The sequence below is a fragment of the Streptomyces montanisoli genome, assembly GCF_017813245.1.
Taxonomy (GTDB): domain Bacteria; phylum Actinomycetota; class Actinomycetes; order Streptomycetales; family Streptomycetaceae; genus Streptomyces; species Streptomyces montanisoli.
The window spans coordinates 1-21,131 of sequence record NZ_JAGIQL010000118.1 but is presented as its reverse complement, the minus strand read 5'-3'; the positions used below and the strand labels follow the sequence as shown (position 1 = coordinate 21,131).

Genomic DNA, 21,131 nt, shown 5'->3' with positions numbered 1-21,131 from the left:
GCGTGCTCCTCCGATCTCGTCGTCCGGCTGCGAGCCCGCAGCCCGCCACGGGGCCCGCCGCCCGTTGCGGCGCCGGGCCCCCGGGCCTTCGGGCGTGCCACCCGTTACGGACCGACCCGCCGTCCGGGCCCCGGGCCTGCCCCCGGTTACACGCCCGCCGTCCGGTTACGGACCTGCCGTCCGTTACGGACCCTGCCGCCCGGTGCAGGCCCGCCGTCCGTCAGGGGCCCTCCGCCCGTTGCGGCGCCAGCAGCCCGGTCCTTCGGGGCGTGCCGTCCCTTGCGGGCCCGCCGTCCGGCCCTGGGTGTGCCGTCCGTTACGGATCCACCCTCCGGCACCGGGCCTGCCGCCGGTTACACGTCCGCCGTCCGGTTACGGACCTGCCGTCCGGTGCAGGCCCGCCGTCCATCACGGGCTCGACGCCCGTTACGGCCCCGGCAGCCTGGGCCTTCGGGGCGTCCCGTCCGCTTCGGGCTCGCCGTCCGGCCCTGGTGTTGCCGTCCGTTGCGGGCCCGCCGCCCGGCCCCGGGCCTGCCATCCGTTAGGGGTCCGTCGTCCCTCACCGGGTTCGCCGCCTGTTGCGGCGCCGGCCCCCAGGCCCCGGGCCTTTGGGCGTGCCGCCCGTTACGGACCGACCCGCCGTCCGGGCCCCCGGGCCTGCCGCCGGTTACACGTCCGCCGTCCGGTTACGGACCTGCCGTTCGGTGCAGGCCCGCCGTCCATCACGGGTTCGACGCCCGTTACGGGCTCGGGCCCGTGCCCGGGCCCGCCGCGGGCCCGGCCGCCAGGCGGCCCGGCCCGTGGCGCGCTACGCGCGGGGTGCGTCACCGCCGTCGTTCCATTTCGGGTCGGTGTCCCACTCGCGGTTGCGTTCCTTCACCTTCTCCATCGCGTTCTCCGCCTCCGCGCGTGTCGCGTACGGCCCGAAGCGGTTCTTCGCGGGGCACTGCATGCCTTCCTCCACCGCCTTGTGCTGCAGGCAGTAGTACCACTCGCCCGCCTTGGGCTCCGTGCGCTTCTTGAACAGTGCCATCGCCGTCCGTCCTTCCGTCTCCGTCACCGTCATGCTGCCCCGCCGGGCGCGGCGGGACGCTGGTTAGACTCGCGGCATGTCTGGCCAGCCGCTCCTCGTACCAGGAAAGCTCTCGCCCGCGCGCGCCGTCCCCGCCGCGATCCTGCGGCCCCCGTACGTCGGCAAGCCGGCGCCCGAACCGTACGGCGGGCCCGACGTGCAGACGGACGAGACGATCGAACGCATGCGGATCGCGGGGCGCATCGCCGCGGACGCGCGCGAGGAGGCGGCCAAGCACATCGCGCCCGGCGTCACCACCGACGAACTCGACCGCGTCGCACACGACTACATGTGCGACCACGGCGCGTACCCGTCCACGCTCGGCTACCGCGGTTTCCCCAAGTCGCTGTGCACCTCGGTCAACGAGGTCATCTGCCACGGCATCCCGGACTCCACGGTGCTGCGCGACGGTGACATCGTCAACCTCGACGTCACGGCCTACATCAACGGCGTCCACGGCGACACCAACGCCACCTACCTGTGCGGCGATGTGGACGAGGAGTCCCGGTTGCTCGTCGAGCGGACCAAGGAGTCGCTGGCCCGCGCGATCAAGGCCGTGCGCCCCGGCCGCCAGATCAACGTGATCGGGCGGGTGATCGAGTCGTACGCCAAGCGGTTCGGCTACGGCGTGGTGCGCGACTTCACCGGTCACGGCATCAACACCTCGTTCCACTCCGGGCTCGTCGTGCCGCACTACGACAGCCCGCAGGCCACCACCGTCATCCGCGAGGGCATGACGTTCACCATCGAGCCGATGCTGACGCTCGGGTCCTACGACTACGACCTGTGGGACGACGGCTGGACGGTCGTCACGAAGGACCGCAGGCGCACCGCGCAGTTCGAGCACACGCTGGTCGTCACGGCGGCGGGGGCGGAGATCCTCACGCTGCCCTGAGCGGACCGGTCGCGGACCGGTCGCGGGCAGGCGCGCGGTCCCAGGCGTCCCGGGTTACGGTTTTTCCGCGACGCGACACCGGGCGCGCGAGGGGCGGGCGGAAGAGCGGCAGGGCTAGCTAGTTAGGTAAGCCTAAGCTAACCTTCTGGTGTTCCCCCGGTCGTCCCCCGTGCCAGGAGGTTCCGCCCGTGTCGACAGCCACCGTTCCCTTCTCCGTCCAGCTCCGCGAGGCCTCGGCGTCCCAGCACGCGGCCGCCAGGACCTCCGGCTTCGTCAGCGCGCTCCTCGGCGGCGGGCTCGGGGTCGACGCCTTCGCCCGCTACACGGAGCAGCTCTGGTTCGTCTACGCGGCGCTCGAGGGTGGCACCGCTGGAAAGGGCCAGAGCCACGGGCAGGGCCCGGGCCGGGGTCCGGAGGCCGATCCGGTCGCCGGGCCGTTCCTCAGCCCCGAACTGGCCCGCACCCCGGGGCTCGCGCGCGACCTCGCCTACCTGCGCGGCCCCGACTGGCGCCACGACCTGGCCCCGCTGCCCGCCACCGCCGCGTACGCGGCGCGGATCGAGGAGTGCGCGGCAAGCTGGCGCGGCGGATACCTGGCGCACCACTACACCCGCTACCTGGGCGACCTGTCCGGCGGGCAGGCCCTGGGCGACCGGGCGGAGAAGCAGTGGGGCTTCGCGCACCGCGGGGACGGCGTCCGCTTCTACGCCTTCGACGGGATCGGCAACCCCGCCGCGTTCAAGCGCGACTACCACAGGCGGCTCGACGCGCTCCCGGTGAGCGGGCGGGAGAAGGCGCGGATCGTCGACGAGTGCCGCCGCGCGTTCGATCACAACAGCGCGGTCTTCCGCGAGCTGGGCGAGCTGTACCTCGCCTGAGAGCCCGGCCTTGAGAGCACGGCCTCAACCGTCCGAGGACCTCGTCTCGGCCCTCGGCGCCGTACCGCGCACCGCGGGCGACAGCAGGACGAGCGCCACCACCGTGGCCAGCGCGCCGATCAGGAACGTGCCGCGCACCGCCACCAGCGGCAGCGTGAGCCCGCCCGTCAGCGCGCCCAGCGCCACACCGCTGTTGAACGCCGCCGAGTTCGCCGCGACCGCCGTCTCCGTACGGCCGGGCGCCACCCGCAGCACCAGCGCCTGCGCCGCCATCACCACCGGCGCGACCGCCAGGCCGAGCAGCGCCAGCATCACCACCGTCACCCAGCGCACGCTGCCCGCGGCCCAGAGACCGAGCATCGCGACGGTCTGCAACGCCACCGGCACGGCCAGCATGGTCCACGGCAGCCGGTCGAGCAGCGGTCCTGCCGCCGCGATGCCCGCGAGGGCGGCGATGCCGAACACGAACAGCAACGGGCTCACGGCCGCCCCGGAGAAGCCGCTGACGTGCGTCAGGAACGTCTCGATGTACGTGAAGCCCGTATAGGCGCCCGTGCCGGACAGCGCCGTCGTCGCCAGCACCACCGCGAACCCGCGCCGGTCGGGCGCCGCGCCGTACGCCGCGTGGCCGGTGCCGGGACGCGACGTCGGCAGGCAGGCCGCCGCCAGGACGAGCGCCGCCGCGCCGAGCACCGTCAGCACCGCGAACGGTGCCTGCCAGCCCGCGTGGCGGCCGAGCCACGTGCCGGCCGGGACGCCGAGCGCCGTCGCGAGCGAGCCGCCGACCGAAAGCAGGCCGATCACCCGGCCCCTGCGCGACGGCGGGAAAAGACCCACCGCCGCCGGGCCCATGACCGCCCAGAACAGGGCCTGCGCGAGCGCCGTCGCCAGCCGGGCGGCGAGCAGCACCCCGTACGAGCCGGCGAGCGCGGACGCCAGGCTCGCCACCACCAGCACGGCGAGCACCCCGCCCAGCACGTGGCGGTGCGGGACGGCGCGCGTCGCGCGTGCCAGCGGCAGCGAGAACACCGCCACGGTCAGCCCGTACCCCGTGACCAGGTAGCCGACGGCCGCGAGCGGCACGCGCAGGTCGTGCGAGACATTCGTGAGCAGGCCGACCGGCAGGTTCTCCGTCGAGTTGAAGGTGAACGCGGCGAGCATCAGGCCCGCCACGACGATCGCGCCGCGCACGGCGGACGCGCCCGCTGGGCGTGCGGTGGTGACCGGGTCGATGGCCAACGGTTCCTCCGGCAGGGGTGGCAGGGGTGGCAGGGGTGGCAGGGGTGGCAGGGGCGGCGGCGGGAGGACGCGGGAGGGCACCGTCCCGTCCCGCGGTGACGTGGCGTGCCGCCGGGCCGCCGGGCCGCCGGGCCGCCGGTGGAGAGCGTGGCCGCCGCCGTCGGCCGGGCACTAGTCTTTCGGCCTCAGCCGAATCGAAGGCTTCGAGTCGGGCGGCTCCGAGTCGGGCGGCTCCGAGTCGGGCGGCTCCGAGTGGCTTCGAGTCGGGCGGTTCGCACGTGCGCCGGGAGGTCCCACGCCATGCCCCTGCACATGCGCCTCGGCACGGAGGACCTGACACGGTGCCGGTTCGCCGTCTCGCCGCTGTGCCAGACCCACGAGGCGCTGCGGCTGCTGCGCCGCCCCGCGCGGCACCGCTACCACCGCGCCTGGCTCGCGCGCGTACGGGCGGCCGCGTCCCGGCTCGACCTGTCCGACCTCTGGCTGTTCATGCCGCGCGGCCGCGGCTACACGCCGGACTTCCTCGGTCCGCCGCCCGAGGCGCCCAGCGCCGCCTTCGAGGACGAGATCGCGCGCATGAGGGCGACCGACCCCGCCATGGCGCGTGTGGAGATGGCGCGTTCGCTCGAATGCACGCCAGGCGCGCTCGAATCGGCCCGCGGCAGGGAGCTGCTGGCCGATCCGGCCGCGGCCGTCCGCCTGCTCGCGGACGTCACCGAGCGCGCCTGGCACACCCTGCTCGCCCCCGACTGGCCCCGCCTGCGCGCCCTGTTGGAGGCGGACATCGCGCACAGGTCGCGGCGGCTCGCGAGTGGTGGGCTCGAAGCGCTCTTCGCCGACCTCGACGCGCGCGTGGCGTGGTCGGCCGATACCCGGACCCTACGGGTCGGGGACGTGTTCCCGGGGTTTCCCATCACGCAGCGCCTCGACGGGCGAGGTGTGCTGCTGATGCCCAGTGTGTTCGTGTGGCCGGACGTGATCAGCGGCTTCGCGCCGCCTTGGCAGCCGACGATCCTCTACCCGGCCCGCGGCATCGGCGAGTTGTGGGGAGCGGCCGCACGCCCCGACGCGTCGGAGGCGGTCGTACGGCTCATCGGCGCGAACCGCGCCCTGCTGCTCGCCGGGCTCGTCGCCCCGGCCTCCACCACCGAGTTGGCGCACCGGACGGGCCTCGCCGCCTCGTCCGTCTCGGGGCACCTGTCGGTGCTGCGGGACGCGGGGCTGCTGACGTCACGGCGCCACGGCCACCAGGTGCTGTACGAGCGGACGGCACTCGGCCGGGCACTGACCGGCCCGGGCCGGTAGGCTGCTGCGGACGGTGGGGGCTCCACGAGGTCCGGGGATCTGGGAAGCAGAAGGCGACGGCCGATGAGAAGGCGGATTCGAACGGCGTGGCTCGCGGCGGCGGCGACGACGGTCCTGTCGCTGGCGGCGAGCGGATGCGTGACGGTGCACGGCGAGCTCGCGGTCGTCCCGGCCGTGAAGCGGGGCGAGGCGGCGCAGGCGCTCAAGGGGTTCGTCGCCGCGTACAACGCCGCCGACAAGGCGTACGACCCGGCCCTCGACAGGGACGAGGTCTCCGGCGCACTCGGCGCGATCAACCAGGCGGGGCTGAAGTCGAAGTCGGTGACCAGCCCCGGCGGCAACGAGCAGCACAAGGACCTCGTGCTGACCGACCCGCGCTTCACGATCCCCAAGAAGGCGGGCTGGCCGCGCTGGTTCGTCGCCGACGCCGCGCCGCAGGGGCAGCGGGCGGGCAACTCGCATGCCCGGTGGGTGATGGCGTTCGTCCGCGACGCCCCGGACGCGGCCTGGCGTGTCGCGTACCTGACGATCATGGCGCAGGACGCGATACCGCGGTTCAAGAAGGACGGCGACGGGTACGCCGTCGCGCTCGACGGCACCGCGGAGGGCCTCGCGGTGGCCCCGGGCCGACTGAGCTCCGCGTACGCGAAGTACCTCAAGACCGGCAGCCCGGACGACTTCGCCCCAGGCCCGCACACGGACCAGTGGCGCGCCCAGCGCGCCAAGACGGCCAAGCAGCCCGCCTCCACGATCCAGTACGTCGACCAGCCCTTGAAAGACGGCGACTTCAGGCCGCTGGCGCTGGCGACGAAGGACGGCGGCGCGCTCGTCTTCTTCGCGACGCACTACTTCCAGCGCCAGACCACGGCCCCCGGCTACCGCCCCGACCTCCCGGCGGACGTCAAGCCGCTGACGAAGGGAACGGTGAAGTCGAGCCTCACCAAGGAGTGGGTGTCGAGCCAGGTCGCCGAGGACCCGAAGACGGGCAAGGTGAAGGTGGTCAGCCGCCTGGAGGGCGTCGTCGCGGCGACCGGCTCGTAGGCCACGGACTCGACCGGCGCGGCTTTGGCGGACGTCAACGCCGACGACGCCACGATGGACTGGCCTGGTGCCGCTCATCGCAGCTCGCCAACACGGCAGGACGCATCCGTCTGTTGTGAGAGCCAGAGGTGGGAGATCTTGCGCAGTGCCGCCTCTGTGCCGGTTCCGGGAACGCCGAGGAACAACGGTTGCGAGGGGCCGCCCTCACGCCCCCTCGTCGCCGTCCCACAGGCTCTCCACCGCGTGCGACGGCCCGCCGGCCCCGGCCACGTGCCGCAGCGCCAGGCGTGTGAACTCCCGCTGCTTGGCCGTCTCGTGCCCGGTGCGCCAGATGAACGCGTACTCGATGCGCGGCGCGTCGGAGAGCGGCCGGAACACCAGGCCGGGACGGCTGTAGTAGTGCGCGCCCGCGGCCGCCACCGGTGTGACGCCCTTGCCGGCAAGGACGAGGGAGAGCGCGTCCTCCCAGTGGGTGATGGGCTGCCCGTGCGTAATGGGCCGGCCCGACGGCGTCCGCCGCGGGAAGTGGTGGTCGAGCCAGTGTGACGGCACGCTCCCCCCGACGGTCAGCAGCGTCGCCTCGGCGAGGTCCTCGAGGCCCACCGACGCGCGACGCGCGAACGGGTGTGACGACGACATCAGCAGCACACGGGGCTGCGAGACCAGTACAGGACCGAGCGTCAGGTCGGGCTCCGCCAACGGCGGCTCCGTGACCTGGAGTTCCACGTCCCCGGCCCGCAGCGGGCCGTACGGGTCGGAGATCTGCACCTGCCGGATCTGCACGTCCACGCCCGGATGACGGCGCCCGAACTCCTCGGCGACGCGGTGCAGCAGGTGGCCCGTGAACGCACCTGAGAAGCCGATGCGCAACGAGCCGGTGATGCCGCGGCCCGCCGACACGGCCTTCGCGAGCGCATCCTCGACGCCGCGCCAGGCGGGCGCGAGGTCGCCGCGGAACTGCTCCCCGATCGGGGTCAGTGTGACCCGGCGGCTCGTCCGCTCGAACAGCCTGGCGCCGACGCGGCGTTCGAGGCGGGCGACGGTCTGGCTGACCCTGCTCTGCGACACCCCGACCCGCTCCGCGGTCCGGCCGAAGTGCAGCTCCTCGGCAAGGGCGAGGAAGATCTCGATCTCCTGGCGTTCCATTGCCCGATCCCCGCGCCCCTCACTTCCCCGACGTCGAACGATGAGTCCAGCGGATCGATCGTTGCACAGATCGTTCTTGTTGCGCAGGCGCGCCGGATCGAGGCTGGTCAGGCCCGGCAGCCCAGTTGGGCCAGCCCCCTCAGACGCATCCCACGGAAGGACCGGCCATGGCCGTCACCGAACCCGCGCCCCCCGCCGACACCAGGCCCGGGGCGCTCGCGCCACCGGGGCCGTCCGCCGCGCAACCCGCCTCACCGGCCCCGACGGGCGGAAGCGCCTTCGCGGCACGCGAGTGGCTGGTGCTGATCACCCTGTGCTGCGCCACCTTCATGTGCGGCCTCGACTTCTCCATCGTCACCGTCGCCCTGCCGGACATCGGCAGCGGCCTCGGCTTCTCCTCGACGGGCACGCTCCAGTGGGTGGCCACCGCCAGCCTGCTGCCCTCGGCGAGCCTGCTGCCACTGTTCGCCCGGGTCGCCGATCTGATCGGCCGCAAACGGCTGTTCACCCTCGGCATCGTCGTCTTCACACTGTTCTCGTTCGGCGCGGCCCTCGCGAACAGCCCAGCCCTGCTGATCGCCGCCCGCATCGGCCAGGGCACCGCGGCGGCGATGATCGCCCCGGCAGCCATCGCCCTGATGACCGGCTACTTCGCCGAGGGCCCCAAGCGCGCCCGGGCGCTGGGTCTCAACGGCGCGGTGATGTCGCTCGGCTTCGTGCTCGGTGCGCTCGGCGGCGGTGTCATCACGAGCGGCTTCAGCTGGCGCTGGACGATGGTCGCGCTGTGCGCGATGGGCGTGCTCGCGCTGGCCGGGGCGCTCGCCCTGCCGGCGATCCGGGAGTCCGGCGCCGCGCACCGTATGGACATCCCCGGCGCGATCCTCGCCACGCTCGGCCTCTTCGGCCTGGTCTACGGCATCTCCACCGGCGGTGACCAGGGCTGGGGACGTCCGGACGCGTTCGGCCCGATCGCCGGCGGAGTGCTCCTGCTCGCGGCCTTCCTGCTGGTCGAGCGGCGCCACCCGGAGCCGCTGGTCTCGCTGTCAGTGCTGAACCGGCCGACCGTGAAGTGGTCAGGGCTCTTCGGCGTCATCACCTTCGGCATGTGCGCGGGCACCACCGTGCTGCTCAGCCTCTACATGCAGGACGTGCTCGGCTTCACCGCCCTCCAGGCAGGCCTCGGCTACCTCGGCGAGGGCGCCGCCGCGACCGTCGGCGGACTGTTCGTCGCCAGGCTGCTCGGCCGCTTCGGAGGGGTCAGGGTGCTGGCCGCCGGCCTGCTCATCCAGGGCGCCGGCACGGTCATGATGTTCACACTGCCGCAGGACGCCGACCTGACTGCCCTGCTGATCACCTCCTCGGTGATGGGCCTCGGCCACGTCTTCAGCGTCGTCTCCTTCATCACGGTGATGACCTCGGGCGTCTGTGAGGAGGACCAGGGCGTCGTCGGAGGCCTGTCGCAGCTGCCGCAGTACGTCGCCGCGATCGGCGTCTCGGCGCTGAGCGCGATCGCCGCCGCCCGCACCCACGCCCTCGCCGGCGCCGGCTCCGCGCCGTCACGCGCCGACACCCTGGGCGGCCTGCACGCCGGCATGGTGACCGCCGGGATCGTGGCCCTCGCCGGCTCGCTGCTCGTCGGTGTGGTGCTGCGCAAGCGGACCGCCGGGTAGGGGGGGCGGACCGCCGGGTAGCGGGAGGCGGACGGGCTGCCGGCATGAACCACCCGAACGGATCACTGCGGACAGCGGCCCCCGCGGCGCACGATGTGGGTGTCGCGCACAACGTCGTGCGCGACCACCGTCCGTGAGGAGTACACCGTGCACCGTGCCGCCTCGCCCCGCAGCTACCTCATGTGCCCGCCCACGCACTTCGAGGTCACCTACTCGATCAACCCCTGGATGGACCCGGCCAAGCCGGTGGACGTGCCGCTCGCCGTCGCCCAGTGGGAGATCCTGCGCGACCGGTACGTCGCGCTCGGGCACACCGTCTCGTTCCTCTCGCCGCGGCCGGGGCTGCCCGACATGGTGTTCGCGGCCAACGGCGCCACCGTCGTCGACGGCCGTGTGCTCGGCGCGCGCTTCGCGCACGGGCAGCGCACGGAGGAGGCCGGGGCGCATCTCGCCTGGTTCCGCGCGCACGGCTTCGCCGACGTCCGCGAGCCGCTCCATGTCAACGAGGGCGAGGGCGACTTCGCGGTCACCGCGTCGTACATCCTCGCCGGACGCGGCTTCCGCTGCGTGCCGCTCGCGCACGACGAGGCGCAGGAGTTCTTCGGCAGACCCGTCATCGGCCTCGACCTCGTCGACCCGCGCTTCTACCACCTCGACACCGCGCTGTGCGTGCTGGACGACGCGGCCGACGAGGTCATGTACTTTCCCGAAGCCTTCTCGCCCGGCAGCCGCTCCGTGCTCGCCCGGCTCTTCCCCGACGCGCTGCTCGCCGACGCGGGCGACGCCGCGGCGCTCGGCCTCAACGCCGTGAGCGACGGGCTGCACGTCCTGCTGCCGCAGGCGGCCGTCGGTCTTTTCGGGCCGCTGCGCGACCGCGGGTTCGAGCCGATCGGGGTCGACCTCGGGGAGCTGCTCAAGGGCGGCGGCAGCGTGAAGTGCTGCACGCAGGAGCTACGCGTCTGATCCCGCGTCCCGCTCACCCTCACGCTCCGCGCCGTCCTGCTGGGGCTCCTGCTGGGGCGGCGGCCACGCGTCGCCCCAGTCCGTGGAGCGTGCCGCGCGGTACTCGGCGCCCCGCCGCTTCGTGACCGTCTCCCGGCGCAGGCCGTCCGCGACCGTGCACAGGTCGAGCAGCACCTGGCCCTTCCTGGTCATCGGCCTGCGCACCACCCGCGCGGGCGCGGGCGAGACGGCCGCCTCCTCTCCGGAGGCCGCCTCGGAGCCGGACGCCTCGGGCAGGCGCACCGCGGCGACGTAGCTGAACTTCTCGTCCTCGTACGGCAACGAGCCGCCCTTGACCTGCCGGTGCAGCGACGACCTGCCGACGCGCGCCGCGAAGTGGCACCAGTCGGCGCCCCGCTCGATGGGGCACGCCCCGTCGTGCGGACAGGGCGCCGCGATCCGAAGGCCCGCCCCGATCAGCAGGTCGCGGGCCTCCATGATCCGCTCGTAGCCGTCCGGTGTGCCCGGTTCCACGACCACCACGGCGCGCGCGGCCCGCGCCGCGCCCGCCACCAGCGCCGTACGGTCGTCGGGCGTCAGCTCCTTCAGCACGTAGCCGACGGTGAGCAGGTCGCAGGCGGGCAGCTCACCGCCCGCCCCACCGATCCGTGCCCGCGTCCACCGGGCGTCGCGCAGGCCCGGGACGCCGGCCGCGAGGTCCCGGCCGGCGGCGAGCGCGGGCTCGGCCCAGTCGAGGACCGTCGTCGTCCGGCTGCCCGGCCAGGTCGCGGCTGCCGCCCAGACGGCCGCGCCGGTGCCGCCGCCCACGTCGACATGGCGGCCGGGCGCCCAGCCGGGCACCGCGTCCGCGAGCGCGCCGAGGGCGGCACGCTCGGCCTCGAAGGTGGCCGGCATCCGGTACGCGGCGTACGCGGCGGCGTCGGAGGCGTCGCGCAGCACGGGCGTGTGGGTGGGCGTCGTGCCGCGGTAGGTGGCGATCAGCCGGTCGACGGCCGCGGCCGTGCGCGCGGGCGGCAGCCCTTCGAGCAGGCCCGCGAGAGCCGCGCGCAGGGTTTCCGAGGTGGGAGGGGTCGCGTTCACCGCGGAAATTCTAGACGCGACGCCACGGGCGCGACGGGCCCGTCCCCCGGGCGCACGGGCCCGGGTGTCCACCCCGGCCAGGAGGCACGCCGCCCGCGGGCCACCAGGACCGGGTGCGGCGCACGCTGGGAGACAATGACGCCATGCGCTACGGCATCCTCGGCACGACCCGCGCCCTCCACGACGACGGCATCCCCGTCGCCATCGGGGGCGCGCGCCTGCGCGCCCTGCTCACCTCCCTCGCGATGCGCCCCGGCCGCACGGTGCCGGTCGGCGTCCTCGTCGCCGAGGTGTGGGACGGCGACCCGCCGGCGGACGGCATCGCGGCGCTGCAGGCCCTGGTCGGCCGGCTCCGCAGGGCGCTCGGGCACGACGCGATCGCGTCCGCCGAGGGCGGCTACCGGCTGTGCGCGGACGAGGACGAGGTGGACGGGCACCGCTTCGTCCGCCTCACCGCCGAGGGCGTGCGCGCGCTGGAGACGGGCGACCCCGTGAAGGCGAGCACGCTGCTCGCGGACGCGCTGGCGCTGTGGCAGGGCCCGGCGCTCGCCGACCTGCCGGACCGTGGCGGGGACGCCTCCCGCCTGGAGACGCGCCGCCAGGACGCGCACCGCACCGCGCTCGCGGCCGCGCTCGCACTCGGCAAGGCGGACGAGGCGCTGCCCGAACTGGCCGCGCTGTGCGAGCAGTTCCCGCTGGACGAGCGCCTGCACGCGCTGCGCGTGCGTGCGCTGCGCGACAGCGGGCGCCCGGCGGAGGCGCTGGCCGCCTACGAGGAGACGCGCCGCCTGCTCGCCACCCGCCTCGGCACCGACCCGGGGCCCGAACTGTGCGCTCTGCACAGCGCGTTGCTCGCGGGCGACGGCCCGTCCGCCGCGGACGGATCGCCCGCGGCCGACGGCTCGGGCCGCCCGGAGTCGCGCACCCCTGAGGCGCCGCCCGCGCCCTCTGCGCCCGCCGCCGTCCCCGCGCCGCCCGGGAACCTCCGGGCGCGCCTGACCTCCTTCGTCGGGCGCCAGGACGACATCGAGGCCCTCCACGGCGACCTCGCGCGCTCCCGCCTCGTCACGCTCACCGGCCCCGGCGGGTCCGGCAAGACCCGCCTCTCCCAGGAGGCGGCCGAGGCGGCCGGCGGCCCCTCGTACCCCGACGGCGTGTGGCTGGCGGAACTGGCCCCCGTCGAGGACCCCGACGGCGTGCCCGAGGCGGTGCTCGGCGCGCTGCGCGCCCGCGAGACCGTCCTGCGCGGCGCGGGCGCCGAGAGTCTGCGCGCGGCGGACCCGCACGCGGACGACCCGCTCGAGTCGCTGGTCGAGCACCTGGCGCGGCGCCGCGTGCTGCTGGTGCTCGACAACTGCGAGCACGTGGTGGACGCCGCGGCGGCGCTCGCGGAGGTGCTGCTGACGCGGTGCCCCGGCCTTTCGGTGGTGGCGACGAGCCGCGAGCCGCTGGGCGTCCCGGGGGAAGTGGTGCGCCCGGTCGAACCGCTGCCGCCGGTCTCGGCGTTCCGGCTGTTCGCCGAGCGCGGCAGCGCGGCGCGGTCGGGGTTCGACGCGGAGGGGGACCCGGAGGCGGTCGGGGAGATCTGCCGGCGGCTTGACGGGCTGCCACTGGCGATCGAGCTCGCAGCCGCACGGCTGAGGCTGCTGACACCGCGGCAGATCGCGGACCGGCTCGACGACCGGTTCCGGCTGCTGACCGGCGGGAGCCGTACGGTGCTGCCGCGTCAGCAGACGCTCCGCGCGGTGGTGGACTGGTCGTGGGAGCTGCTGGACGAGCCGGAGCGCGCGGTGCTGCGGCGGCTGTCCGTCTTCGCCGGCGGCTGCGACCTGGCCGCCGCGGAAACGGTGTGCGCCGACCCCGCGGCGGGGGTGGCCGCGTGCGGCGAGGCCCCCGCACCGGGCTCGCGCGCCGGCGACAGCCCGGGGCGGGCGGCCGGTGGCAATTCTGCCGCCGCGCCCCACGGTCACCCGGTGGTGCACGGCGACGACGTCGCCGCCGTCCTCGGGTCGCTCATCGACAAGTCCCTCGTGATCGCCGTCCCCGGCACCGACCCCGGCGCCGGGATGCGCTACCGGCTCCTGGAGACCGTCGCCGAGTACGCGGCACAGCGGCTCGACCAGGCGGGCGAGCGCGGGGCGACCGAGCGCGCGCACGTCGTGCACTACCGCGAGCTGGCACGCAACACCGACCTCCGGTTGCGCGGGCACGGCCAGCGCGCCGCGCTCGACCTGCTCAGGCGCGAGTGGGAGAACCTGCGCACCGCGATGCGCAGGGCCCACGCCGCGGGCGACGAGCAGGAACTGCTCTGCTTCGTCCTGTCCCTCGGCTGGTACTGGCAGATGCTGGACCAGCGCGCCGAGGCGCGCCACTGGGCAGGGCTCGCGGTGGAGTTCAGCCCCGACCCGTTCGCACCGCCTGCGGCGCCCGCCCCGCCGATCCACGAGCGGTGCACCGACGCGCCGCCGCCGATGCGCGACGAGGTGCTGGCCGAGGCGCGGCGCGAGGTGTGGCTGTTCCGCATGCTCCAGGCGGAGTTCACCGCGGACGGATGGCTCGCCGGGCAGCAGGAGTGGCTGTCGAACGTCACCCGGGTCTACCGGGCAGGGCTGCCGCAGACCTGCCGCTACCCCGGCACGTTCTGGCTGCTCGCCATGTTGTTCACCGGGGACATCGACCGCCTCCTGGCGGGGCTCGACGCGACCGTCGAGGCCTGCGAGCGCCTCGGCTACGACTGGGACCTCGCGAGCGTGCTCCAGATGCGCGCCAACGTCATGGCCAACCGGAGCCTGTACGCGGAGTCGGCCGCGCGGGACGCCGACCGCGCCCTCGTCATCTTCGAGCGGCTCGGCGACGACTGGGGGGCGGCCGAGTCGCTGTCCGCGCGCGGCGAGGCACACGAGAGGCTCGGACGCTTCGAGGACGCCGTCGACGACTTCGCGAGGGCCGTCGGGCACGCCGAGGGGCTGGGCGCCGGCAACCACGTGGCACTGCTCAAGGTCAGGCTCGGGCAGAACCTGTTCGAGCTGGCGCGCGGCGCCGAGGGCGAGGAGATGATCAGGGGCGTGCTGGCGGCCGGTGAGGAGGGCGGGGCGACCGGCCACGACGTGGCGCCCGTGGCGCGGATGTCCCTCGCCCTCCAACTCGGCCGCGCGGGCCGTAGGGCGGAGGCGCGCGCACTGCTGCTCCAGGCCAAGGAGCTGCTGTCCACCGGCCCGGTCATGATCTTCCGTTCGCTCGTGCTGTCCGGCCTGGCCTGGCTCGACACGGAGGACGGCGCCTACGCGCAGGCGCGTGAGGGCATACGCGCCGTACTGGTGCACGCCGAGATACCGATGTCGGAGCTGGTGGCGCCCGAGATGAGCGCGGTCCACCTGCTGATCGCGGCCAGGGCGCTGGCCGGCCTCGCGACCGCGCCCGGCGGGGCGGCCGGCGAAGGCGGCGAGCACGACGAGCACGACGAGCACGGCGAAGACCGCGACGCCCTCGCCCTGGCCCACGACGCGGCGCGCCTGGTGGGCGCGTACGAGAGGCTGGTGCCCGAGGGGCACGTGCGGGCCTCGTTCGAGAAGGAGCTGTACGAGGTGGCGTGGAGGGACACCCTCTCGGCCCTCTCCGGCGACACCGCCGCACACGCCCAGGCATGCGAGCGCGGCGCCGCCCTGACCATGGCCGAGGCCAGGGCACTCGTCTGACGTGGCGTCCGGTCGAGACGCCCGGATGCGGGCCGCCCCCCGGCGGCCCGCACCGCGCACGCCCGCTCAGGTCTTGTCGCGGAACTTGCGTACCGCGAGCGGCGCCATCACCAGCGTGATCCCCGCCGCCCACGCCAGCGTCATCCAGGCGGAGTGCGCCACCGGGCCCCCGTTGACCAGGCCGCGCGCCGCGTCCGCGAGATTGGACAGCGGGTTGTAGTCCGTGAACGCCTGCAACCAGCCCGGCATCGTCTTCGTCGGCGCGAAGATCGAGGAACCGAACTGCAGCGGCATCAGCACGATCATGGCCACCCCCTGGACGGCCTGGGCCGTCTTCATCGTCAGCCCCAGCAGGATGAAGATCCACATCAGCGCCGCGCCGAACAGCAGGGAGAGCCCCACCGCCGCCAGCAGGCCGAACACAGACGTCTGCACCGTCATGCCCAGCGCGAAACCCATGCCGAGCAGGATCGCCGTGGCGACGATCATCCGGCCGACCTCGACCACGATCTTCGCGATCAGCACGGACGACCTGGCGATCGGCATCGTGCGGAAACGGTCCATGACCCCCTTGCGGAAGTCGTCGTTCATGCCCGTGCCGACGGCCATGGCGATGTTCATGCCCATCATCGCCATCAGGCCGGGCACAACGTAGTTCAGGTAGTCGTGGCGGTCGCCGCCCAGGCTCGCGCCCACGGACCCGCCGAACACGTACACGAACAGCACCGTGAAGACGATCGGCATCAGCAGGACGTCGAACATCGACTCGGGGTCCTGCTTGATCTGCAGGGCGTTGCGCCGCGCGAGGGCGCCGATGTGCCGCAGGTGCGCCCGCAGCCCGATCCGTCCCTCCGCGCCGGCGCGCGCACCCGGACCGCCCGGGGGAGCGGAGCCCTGCGGCGGGACGCCACGGTCCACCGCCGTCCCGCCCTCGGCGCCGGCCGCGTGCGCCGCGCCCGTGGTCACGTCCGTCGCCGCGCCCGCCGTGGCACCCGTCCCGTTCGTCGATGTGGCCGTCATGCCGCAACCCCCTCGGTCTCGGCGGCACCCGTGGTGCCCGTCGTCTTCTCGCCCGTGATGGCCAGGAACACCTCGTCGAGGCTCGGCAGGTGCGTGCCGATGTGCGCGATGGAGAAGCCGCGCTCACCGAGCAGCCCGATCACCGCGGTCAGCTGCTCGTCGCTGAGGATCGGCACGTACAGCGCGCCCTCGTCAGGCACGGCCGTCGCCCCGGACACCCCGTCGAGCCCGGTCTCGGCGAGCGTCCGCGCCATCGCCGTCACGGTGGCCGGATCGGTCGGCACGACCCGCAGGGTCCTGCCGCCGACCTTGGCCTTCAGCTCGTCCACCCGGCCGGAGGCGATGACACGGCCGCGGTCGAAGACCGTCAGCTCGTCCGCGAGCTGCTCGGCCTCCTCCATGTACTGCGTGGTCAGCAGCACGGTCGCCCCCTCGCCGACCAGCCGCTGCACCTCGTCCCACACCTCGTTGCGCGTGCGCGGGTCGAGGCCCGTCGTCGGCTCGTCCAGGTAGAGGACCGACGGCCTGCCGATCATGGAGGCCGCCAGGTCGAGCCTGCGCCGCATGCCGCCCGAGTACTGCATGGCGGGCTTCTTCGCGGCGTCCGTCAGCGAGAAGCGCTCCAGCAGCTCGTCCGCCCTGCGCCGGGCGTCGGACCGCGGCAGGTCGAGCAGGCGCCCGATCATGTACAGGTTCTCCCGGCCGGACAGCTTCTCGTCCACCGAGGCGTACTGGCCGGTCAGGCCGATCGTGCGGCGTAGCTGCCTGGGCTGCCGCAGCACGTCGTAGCCCGCGACCCGCGCCGAGCCCGCGTCGGGCCGCAGCAGTGTGGAGAGAATGCGTACGAGCGTGGTCTTGCCCGCGCCGTTCGGCCCCAGCACGCCGAGGACCGTGCCCTCGCGCACGTCGAGGTCGACCCCGTCGAGGGCCCGGGTGCCCTGGGAGCCGCCGAACTGCTTGACGAGCCCCCGCACCTCGACGGCGATGCCCCTGCGATTTCCGCTCGGGTTCTTGTCGATTCGCGTCATGCCCACCATCAGACCAGCCGCCACCGACAACGCACCGACATGTCGCCGACAGGCGGGCGCGGACGCCGACAGCCCTGACAGCCCGTGGACGCGCGACAGCCCGTGGACGCGCGGCAGCCCGCCGGCGGGGGACGTCCGGCGGGCTGCCGATGGTGCGGGCGGTGGCTCAGGGGCGCGGCCGCACAGAGCGGCGTGCCGCTCAGTGGGACGTACCGCTCAGTGGAACGTGTGGTCCTCCTGCGGGAACGTTCCCTCGACGACCTCGTCGGCGAACGCGCGCGCCGCGTCGCGCAGCGTGCCGCGCACGTCCGCGTACTGCTTCGTGAAGCGCGGCACACGGCCGGGCGTCAGGCCCACCATGTCCGTGTAGACGAGCACCTGCGCGTCCGTCGCCTGACCGGCGCCGATGCCGACCGTCGGGATGTGCAGGCTGCCCGTCACCTCGGCGGCGAGCTCGCCGGGCACCAGTTCGAGCACCACGGCGAACGCGCCCGCGTCCTGCACGGCCTTCGCGTCACGCAGCAACTGCTGCGCCGCCTCCTCGCCACGCCCCTGCACCCGGTAGCCCATCGCGTTGACCGACTGCGGGGTGAGGCCGATGTGCCCCATCACGGGGATGCCCGACCGCACCAGCAGCGAGATCTGCTCGTGCGAGCGCTCCCCGCCCTCCAGCTTCACCGCGCCCACGCCGGCCTCCTTCACCAGGCGGGTGGCGCTGCGCAGGGCCTGCACAGGGCCCTCCTGGTACGAGCCGAACGGCAGGTCGCCCACGATCAGCGCGCGCTTCGTGCCGCGTACGACGGCGGCGGACAGCATGGCCATCTCGTCGAGCGTCACCGGCACCGTCGTCTCGTACCCCAGGTGGCAGTTGCCCATGGAGTCGCCGACGAGCATCACCGGGATCCCGGCCTCGTCGAACACGGACGCCGTCATCGCGTCGTACGCGGTCAGCATGGGCCACCGCTCGCCGCGCTCCTTGGCGGCGGTGATGTCGTGGACCGTGATCCTGCGGGAGCTCTTGCCGCCGTACAGCGCCTTGCCGCCGTCGGACGTCTGCTGTTCACGGGCAGGATGAACTGTCATGGCCGAAGGCCCTTTCGTCATCTCGAGGCGCCCTGACGGCGTCCCCGGACCACCTCCATGGTGGCACTCGCGGACGGGTGCGGGAAGTGGGGGTTCCACCGCCCCCCTGTGATCCCGCCCCCACCGCCGCCGGGGAACCTCCGACGGCGTACGTCACGTCATGGTCTGGGAAGGGCCGACGTGAGGCGGCACGGAAAGCGGGCTCACATCACCTAGGGTCGGACAGACCCGGGGCGGGACGCGGGACAAGTTCCCGGTTCCGGCCCGGCAGGCAAGGGCGAAGTCAGCGAGGGCATACATGACGCAGGAGCACACGGCGGACACGGAGACGACGGCGGTCGCGCAGGACCGGCTCGGCCCCGGGATCCGGCGGGGCCCTGCCTGGCTCAAAGGCCCTGCCTGGTTCGGCCGCTGGCGGCCCGGCATGTGGCGCAGAGGCGTGGTGCTGGCCGCCTTCGCCGTCGTCCTCACGCTCCTGATGGCGCTGCACTCGCACATCCCCGACCGTGTCGGCAACCTGGGCAGCCTGGCCGAGACGTTCCTGCCCTGGTTCGGCGTGTTCCTGCCGATCATCCTGGTGCTCGCGCTGATGCGGCGTTCCGCGACGGCGCTCGTCGCGCTCGTCCTGCCCGTCGCCGTCTGGCTGAACCTGTTCGGCGGACTGGTCGTCAGCAAGGAGTCGCCGGGCGGCGACTTCACCGTCGCCACGCACAACGTGGACGCGGACAACCCCGATCCTGCGGGCACGGCCGCGGACCTGACGCGCTCGGGCGCCGACGTCGTCGCGCTCGAAGAGGTGACGCCCGCCGCGCTGCCCGCGTACGAGAAGGGCCTGGCCGGCACGTACAAGTACCACGCCGTCGAGGGCACGGTCGGCCTCTGGAGCAAGTACCCGATGAGCGGCACGCGCGCGGTCGACATCCGGATCGGCTGGAAGCGCGCCATGCGCTCCACGATCTCCACCCCGCACGGTGACGTCGCGGTCTACGTGGCGCACCTGCCGTCGGTACGCGTCAAGCTGCACGCGGGCTTCACCGCCAACCAGCGCGACAAGAGCGCCTACGCGCTGGGCAAGGCGATCGCGAAGGAGCGCCAGCACCGTGTGGTCCTGCTCGGCGACCTGAACGGCACGATGAACGACCGCTCCCTGACCGCCGTGACGTCCCAGCTGCGCAGCACGCAGGGAGCGGCGGGCGACGGGTACGGCTTCAGCTGGCCCGCCTCGTTCCCGATGGCGCGCATCGACCAGATCATGGTGCGCGGCGTGGGCCCCAGGTCGTCCTGGACGCTGCCGCGCACGGGCAGCGACCACCGCCCGATCGCGGCGCGCGTCGAGCTGTGAGCGGCGCCGCACGCCGGGGGCGCGGCGCGGCTACGAGGAGCGCGTGGTTGTTCGGGCGTGCGTCGCGGTCGTGCTCGGCGCTCCCGTGCTCGGCGCTCCTGTGCTCGGCGCTCCCGTGCTCGGCGCGCCCGCATCCGGCGCCGGCGGAAGCTCCACGCCGAAGTGGGCGCGCAGCGCCGCCCGCCCCTCGTCCGTGACCCGGACGGAACGCCGGCCCGGCGCCGGCGCGCGCCGCACCCAGCCGGACTCGAGCGCGTGCGTCAGCAGCGCCGCGCCCAGCCGCCCCGCGAGGTGGTGGCGCTGCTCGCTCCAGTCCACGCAGTACCGGATCAGCGGCCGCCGCCCCTCGGGCACCCGCACGCCCACCTCGGCCAGCAGCGCCGCGCCGCCGGTCGTCAGCAGGTAGTCGGTGGCGTGCCCCGGCGCCGAGAGACGGTCCCCGCCGCCGTCGTCCGGGTGGAACATGCCGTCGCCGCCCGCGAGCACGCCGCACTCGATCAGCCCCCGCATCAGCGCCACGCCGAGGCGGCCCGCGAGGTGGTCGTAGCAGGTGCGTCCCTCGCGCAGCGCGTGTGCGCGGTTGCCCTCGCGCAGCGAGCGCACGGGCCGGGTGGGTGACAGGCTCGCGAGCGTCTCGATGAGCGCGCCGACGCGGCGGTTCGCGAGCCGGTAGTAGCGGTTCCTGCCGTGCCGCTCGACGGTCAGCAGCCCGCCGTCCACCAGCTTCGCCAGGTGGGCGCTGGCCGTGGACGGCGACACGCCGGCCTCGGACGCGAGCACGCTCGCGGGCAGCGCACGCCCGTCGGCCAGCGCGACGAGCACACGCGCGCGGCCCGGGTCGCCGACGAGCGCGGCGACGGGAGCCAGGTCGACGTCCCCGTGCGCGGGAACGACGGGTGTCGTGGTCGGCTCGATCGCGGTCATACGGCCAGGGTAGGCAGAGGACACTTCGCCCGGCGGCGAAGTGTCACGGACCTACGGTCTGCCGTATGACGGCCACGAGGAGCACGAAGAACGACGAGGGCACGGACGGTGCGGACGCGGACGCGGCCGGGGCCGCGCCGCGGCGCCCCGCACGGCCGCTTCGCGCGCGGCCCCGGGGGCTCGTGCTCGCGGTGATGTGCCTCGGCCTGTTCCTCATCCAGCTCGACGTCACCGTCGTCACCGTCGCGCTGCCCGCCATCGGCACCGACCTGCACACATCCGTGGGCGGCCAGCAGTGGGTGACCGACGGGTACGCCGTGCCGCTGGCCGCGCTGCTGCTCGCCGGCGGCTCGCTCGGCGACCGCCACGGCCACCGGCGGCTCGCCCTGCTCGGCATGGCGCTGTTCGGAGCGGCCTCCGCCGCCTGCGGGCTCGCGCCCGGCATCGGGGCGCTGATCGCGGCGCGCGCGGCCCAGGGCGTCGGAGCTGCGGCGCTGCTGCCCGCGACCCTCGCGGTCGTCACCCGCACCTACCCGGGCGCGCGGGAGCGTGCGCGCGCGATCGCCGTCTGGGCGGCCGTGGGCGGCCTCGCCCTGCCGCTCGGCCCGCTGGTCGGCGGGGCGCTGCTCGCCGGGCCCGGCTGGCGCGCGGTCTTCCTGCTGAACCTGCCGCTGGTGGCGGCGGGCATCGCCGCGCTGCTCGCCCTCGTCCCGGGGGAGGGGCCCGCGCGCGGGGCACGCGCCCGCCCCG

At 74.4% G+C, this 21,131-nt stretch carries 17 protein-coding genes; 9 read left to right on the top strand and 8 right to left on the bottom strand.

Annotated elements, in window-relative coordinates; genetic code table 11:
* Window positions 1–808: 808 nt before the first annotated feature.
* Entirely contained in the window at window positions 809–1,033 is a 225-nt protein-coding gene (locus tag JFN87_RS23840; protein ID WP_209343061.1) for a hypothetical protein, read from the bottom strand.
* 76 nt (window positions 1,034–1,109) lie between these two features.
* Between JFN87_RS23840 and map the strand changes: the two genes are divergently transcribed.
* Both map and JFN87_RS23830 read left to right on the top strand, forming a co-directional pair.
* Window positions 1,110–1,967 (top strand): type I methionyl aminopeptidase, encoded by an 858-nt coding sequence (map, locus tag JFN87_RS23835; protein WP_209343060.1) that lies wholly within the window; start codon window positions 1,110–1,112, stop codon window positions 1,965–1,967.
* A 188-nt stretch (window positions 1,968–2,155) separates the two neighbouring features.
* A complete protein-coding gene (locus JFN87_RS23830) occupies window positions 2,156–2,845 on the top strand; it encodes a biliverdin-producing heme oxygenase (protein WP_209343059.1) in 690 nt (229 codons plus the stop codon).
* Between the two features lie 24 nt (window positions 2,846–2,869).
* Here the strand turns inward: JFN87_RS23830 and JFN87_RS23825 are convergent, their stop codons facing one another.
* Window positions 2,870–4,084 carry an MFS transporter gene (locus tag JFN87_RS23825; RefSeq protein ID WP_372449275.1) on the bottom strand — a complete coding sequence of 405 codons (1,215 nt, stop codon included), beginning with the start codon at window positions 4,082–4,084 and terminating at the stop codon, window positions 2,870–2,872.
* Between the two features lie 300 nt (window positions 4,085–4,384).
* On the opposite strand from JFN87_RS23825, the gene JFN87_RS23820 reads away from it, so the two are divergent.
* Both JFN87_RS23820 and JFN87_RS23815 read left to right on the top strand, forming a co-directional pair.
* The gene (locus JFN87_RS23820; RefSeq protein WP_209343058.1) at window positions 4,385–5,389 is read left to right on the top strand and encodes an ArsR/SmtB family transcription factor; all 1,005 of its coding nucleotides are present in this window, start codon (window positions 4,385–4,387) and stop codon (window positions 5,387–5,389) included.
* A 63-nt stretch (window positions 5,390–5,452) separates the two neighbouring features.
* The gene (locus JFN87_RS23815; protein WP_209343057.1) at window positions 5,453–6,430 is read left to right on the top strand and encodes an SCO2278 family lipoprotein; all 978 of its coding nucleotides are present in this window, start codon (window positions 5,453–5,455) and stop codon (window positions 6,428–6,430) included.
* Between the two features lie 204 nt (window positions 6,431–6,634).
* Here the strand turns inward: JFN87_RS23815 and JFN87_RS23810 are convergent, their stop codons facing one another.
* A complete protein-coding gene (locus tag JFN87_RS23810; protein ID WP_209343056.1) occupies window positions 6,635–7,576 on the bottom strand; it encodes a LysR family transcriptional regulator in 942 nt (313 codons plus the stop codon).
* Window positions 7,577–7,743: 167 nt separating this feature from the next.
* Here JFN87_RS23810 and JFN87_RS23805 point away from each other — a divergent pair, with 167 nt between their 5' ends.
* Entirely contained in the window at window positions 7,744–9,246 is a 1,503-nt protein-coding gene (locus tag JFN87_RS23805) for an MFS transporter (protein ID WP_245181014.1), read from the top strand.
* 93 nt (window positions 9,247–9,339) lie between these two features.
* Window positions 9,340–10,209 carry a dimethylargininase gene (gene ddaH, locus JFN87_RS23800; protein WP_372449274.1) on the top strand — a complete coding sequence of 290 codons (870 nt, stop codon included), beginning with the start codon at window positions 9,340–9,342 and terminating at the stop codon, window positions 10,207–10,209.
* Here the strand turns inward: ddaH and JFN87_RS23795 are convergent.
* The gene (locus tag JFN87_RS23795) at window positions 10,198–11,289 is read right to left on the bottom strand and encodes a small ribosomal subunit Rsm22 family protein (protein WP_209343054.1); all 1,092 of its coding nucleotides are present in this window, start codon (window positions 11,287–11,289) and stop codon (window positions 10,198–10,200) included. The two genes, ddaH and JFN87_RS23795, sit on opposite strands and share 12 nt — an antisense overlap.
* Window positions 11,290–11,432: 143 nt before the next feature.
* Here JFN87_RS23795 and JFN87_RS23790 point away from each other — a divergent pair, with 143 nt between their 5' ends.
* The gene (locus tag JFN87_RS23790; protein ID WP_209343052.1) at window positions 11,433–14,984 is read left to right on the top strand and encodes an AfsR/SARP family transcriptional regulator; all 3,552 of its coding nucleotides are present in this window, start codon (window positions 11,433–11,435) and stop codon (window positions 14,982–14,984) included.
* A gap of 66 nt (window positions 14,985–15,050) precedes the next feature.
* Here the strand turns inward: JFN87_RS23790 and JFN87_RS23785 are convergent, their stop codons facing one another.
* The 3 genes from JFN87_RS23785 to panB all read right to left on the bottom strand — a co-directional run bounded on the left by JFN87_RS23785 (window position 15,051) and on the right by panB (window position 18,136).
* Window positions 15,051–16,004, bottom strand: coding sequence for an ABC transporter permease (locus JFN87_RS23785; protein WP_209343050.1), 954 nt, complete (start codon window positions 16,002–16,004; stop codon window positions 15,051–15,053).
* A complete protein-coding gene (locus JFN87_RS23780) occupies window positions 16,001–17,041 on the bottom strand; it encodes an ATP-binding cassette domain-containing protein (protein ID WP_209343065.1) in 1,041 nt (346 codons plus the stop codon). The genes JFN87_RS23785 and JFN87_RS23780 overlap by 4 nt, the downstream gene beginning before the upstream one ends.
* Before the next feature lie 207 nt (window positions 17,042–17,248).
* On the bottom strand, window positions 17,249–18,136 hold the full coding sequence (gene panB / locus JFN87_RS23775; RefSeq protein WP_209343047.1) for a 3-methyl-2-oxobutanoate hydroxymethyltransferase: 888 nt from the start codon (window positions 18,134–18,136) through the stop codon (window positions 17,249–17,251).
* 403 nt (window positions 18,137–18,539) lie between these two features.
* Here panB and JFN87_RS23770 point away from each other — a divergent pair, with 403 nt between their 5' ends.
* A complete protein-coding gene (locus tag JFN87_RS23770) occupies window positions 18,540–19,457 on the top strand; it encodes an endonuclease/exonuclease/phosphatase family protein (RefSeq protein ID WP_372449276.1) in 918 nt (305 codons plus the stop codon).
* A gap of 30 nt (window positions 19,458–19,487) precedes the next feature.
* On the opposite strand, the gene JFN87_RS23765 is transcribed toward JFN87_RS23770, so the two are convergent.
* A complete protein-coding gene (locus tag JFN87_RS23765) occupies window positions 19,488–20,381 on the bottom strand; it encodes an ArsR/SmtB family transcription factor (RefSeq protein ID WP_209343043.1) in 894 nt (297 codons plus the stop codon).
* Between the two features lie 65 nt (window positions 20,382–20,446).
* On the opposite strand from JFN87_RS23765, the gene JFN87_RS23760 reads away from it, so the two are divergent.
* Window positions 20,447–21,131 (top strand): MFS transporter (locus JFN87_RS23760; RefSeq protein WP_245181013.1); only part of this gene is annotated, 685 nt, incomplete at its 3' end.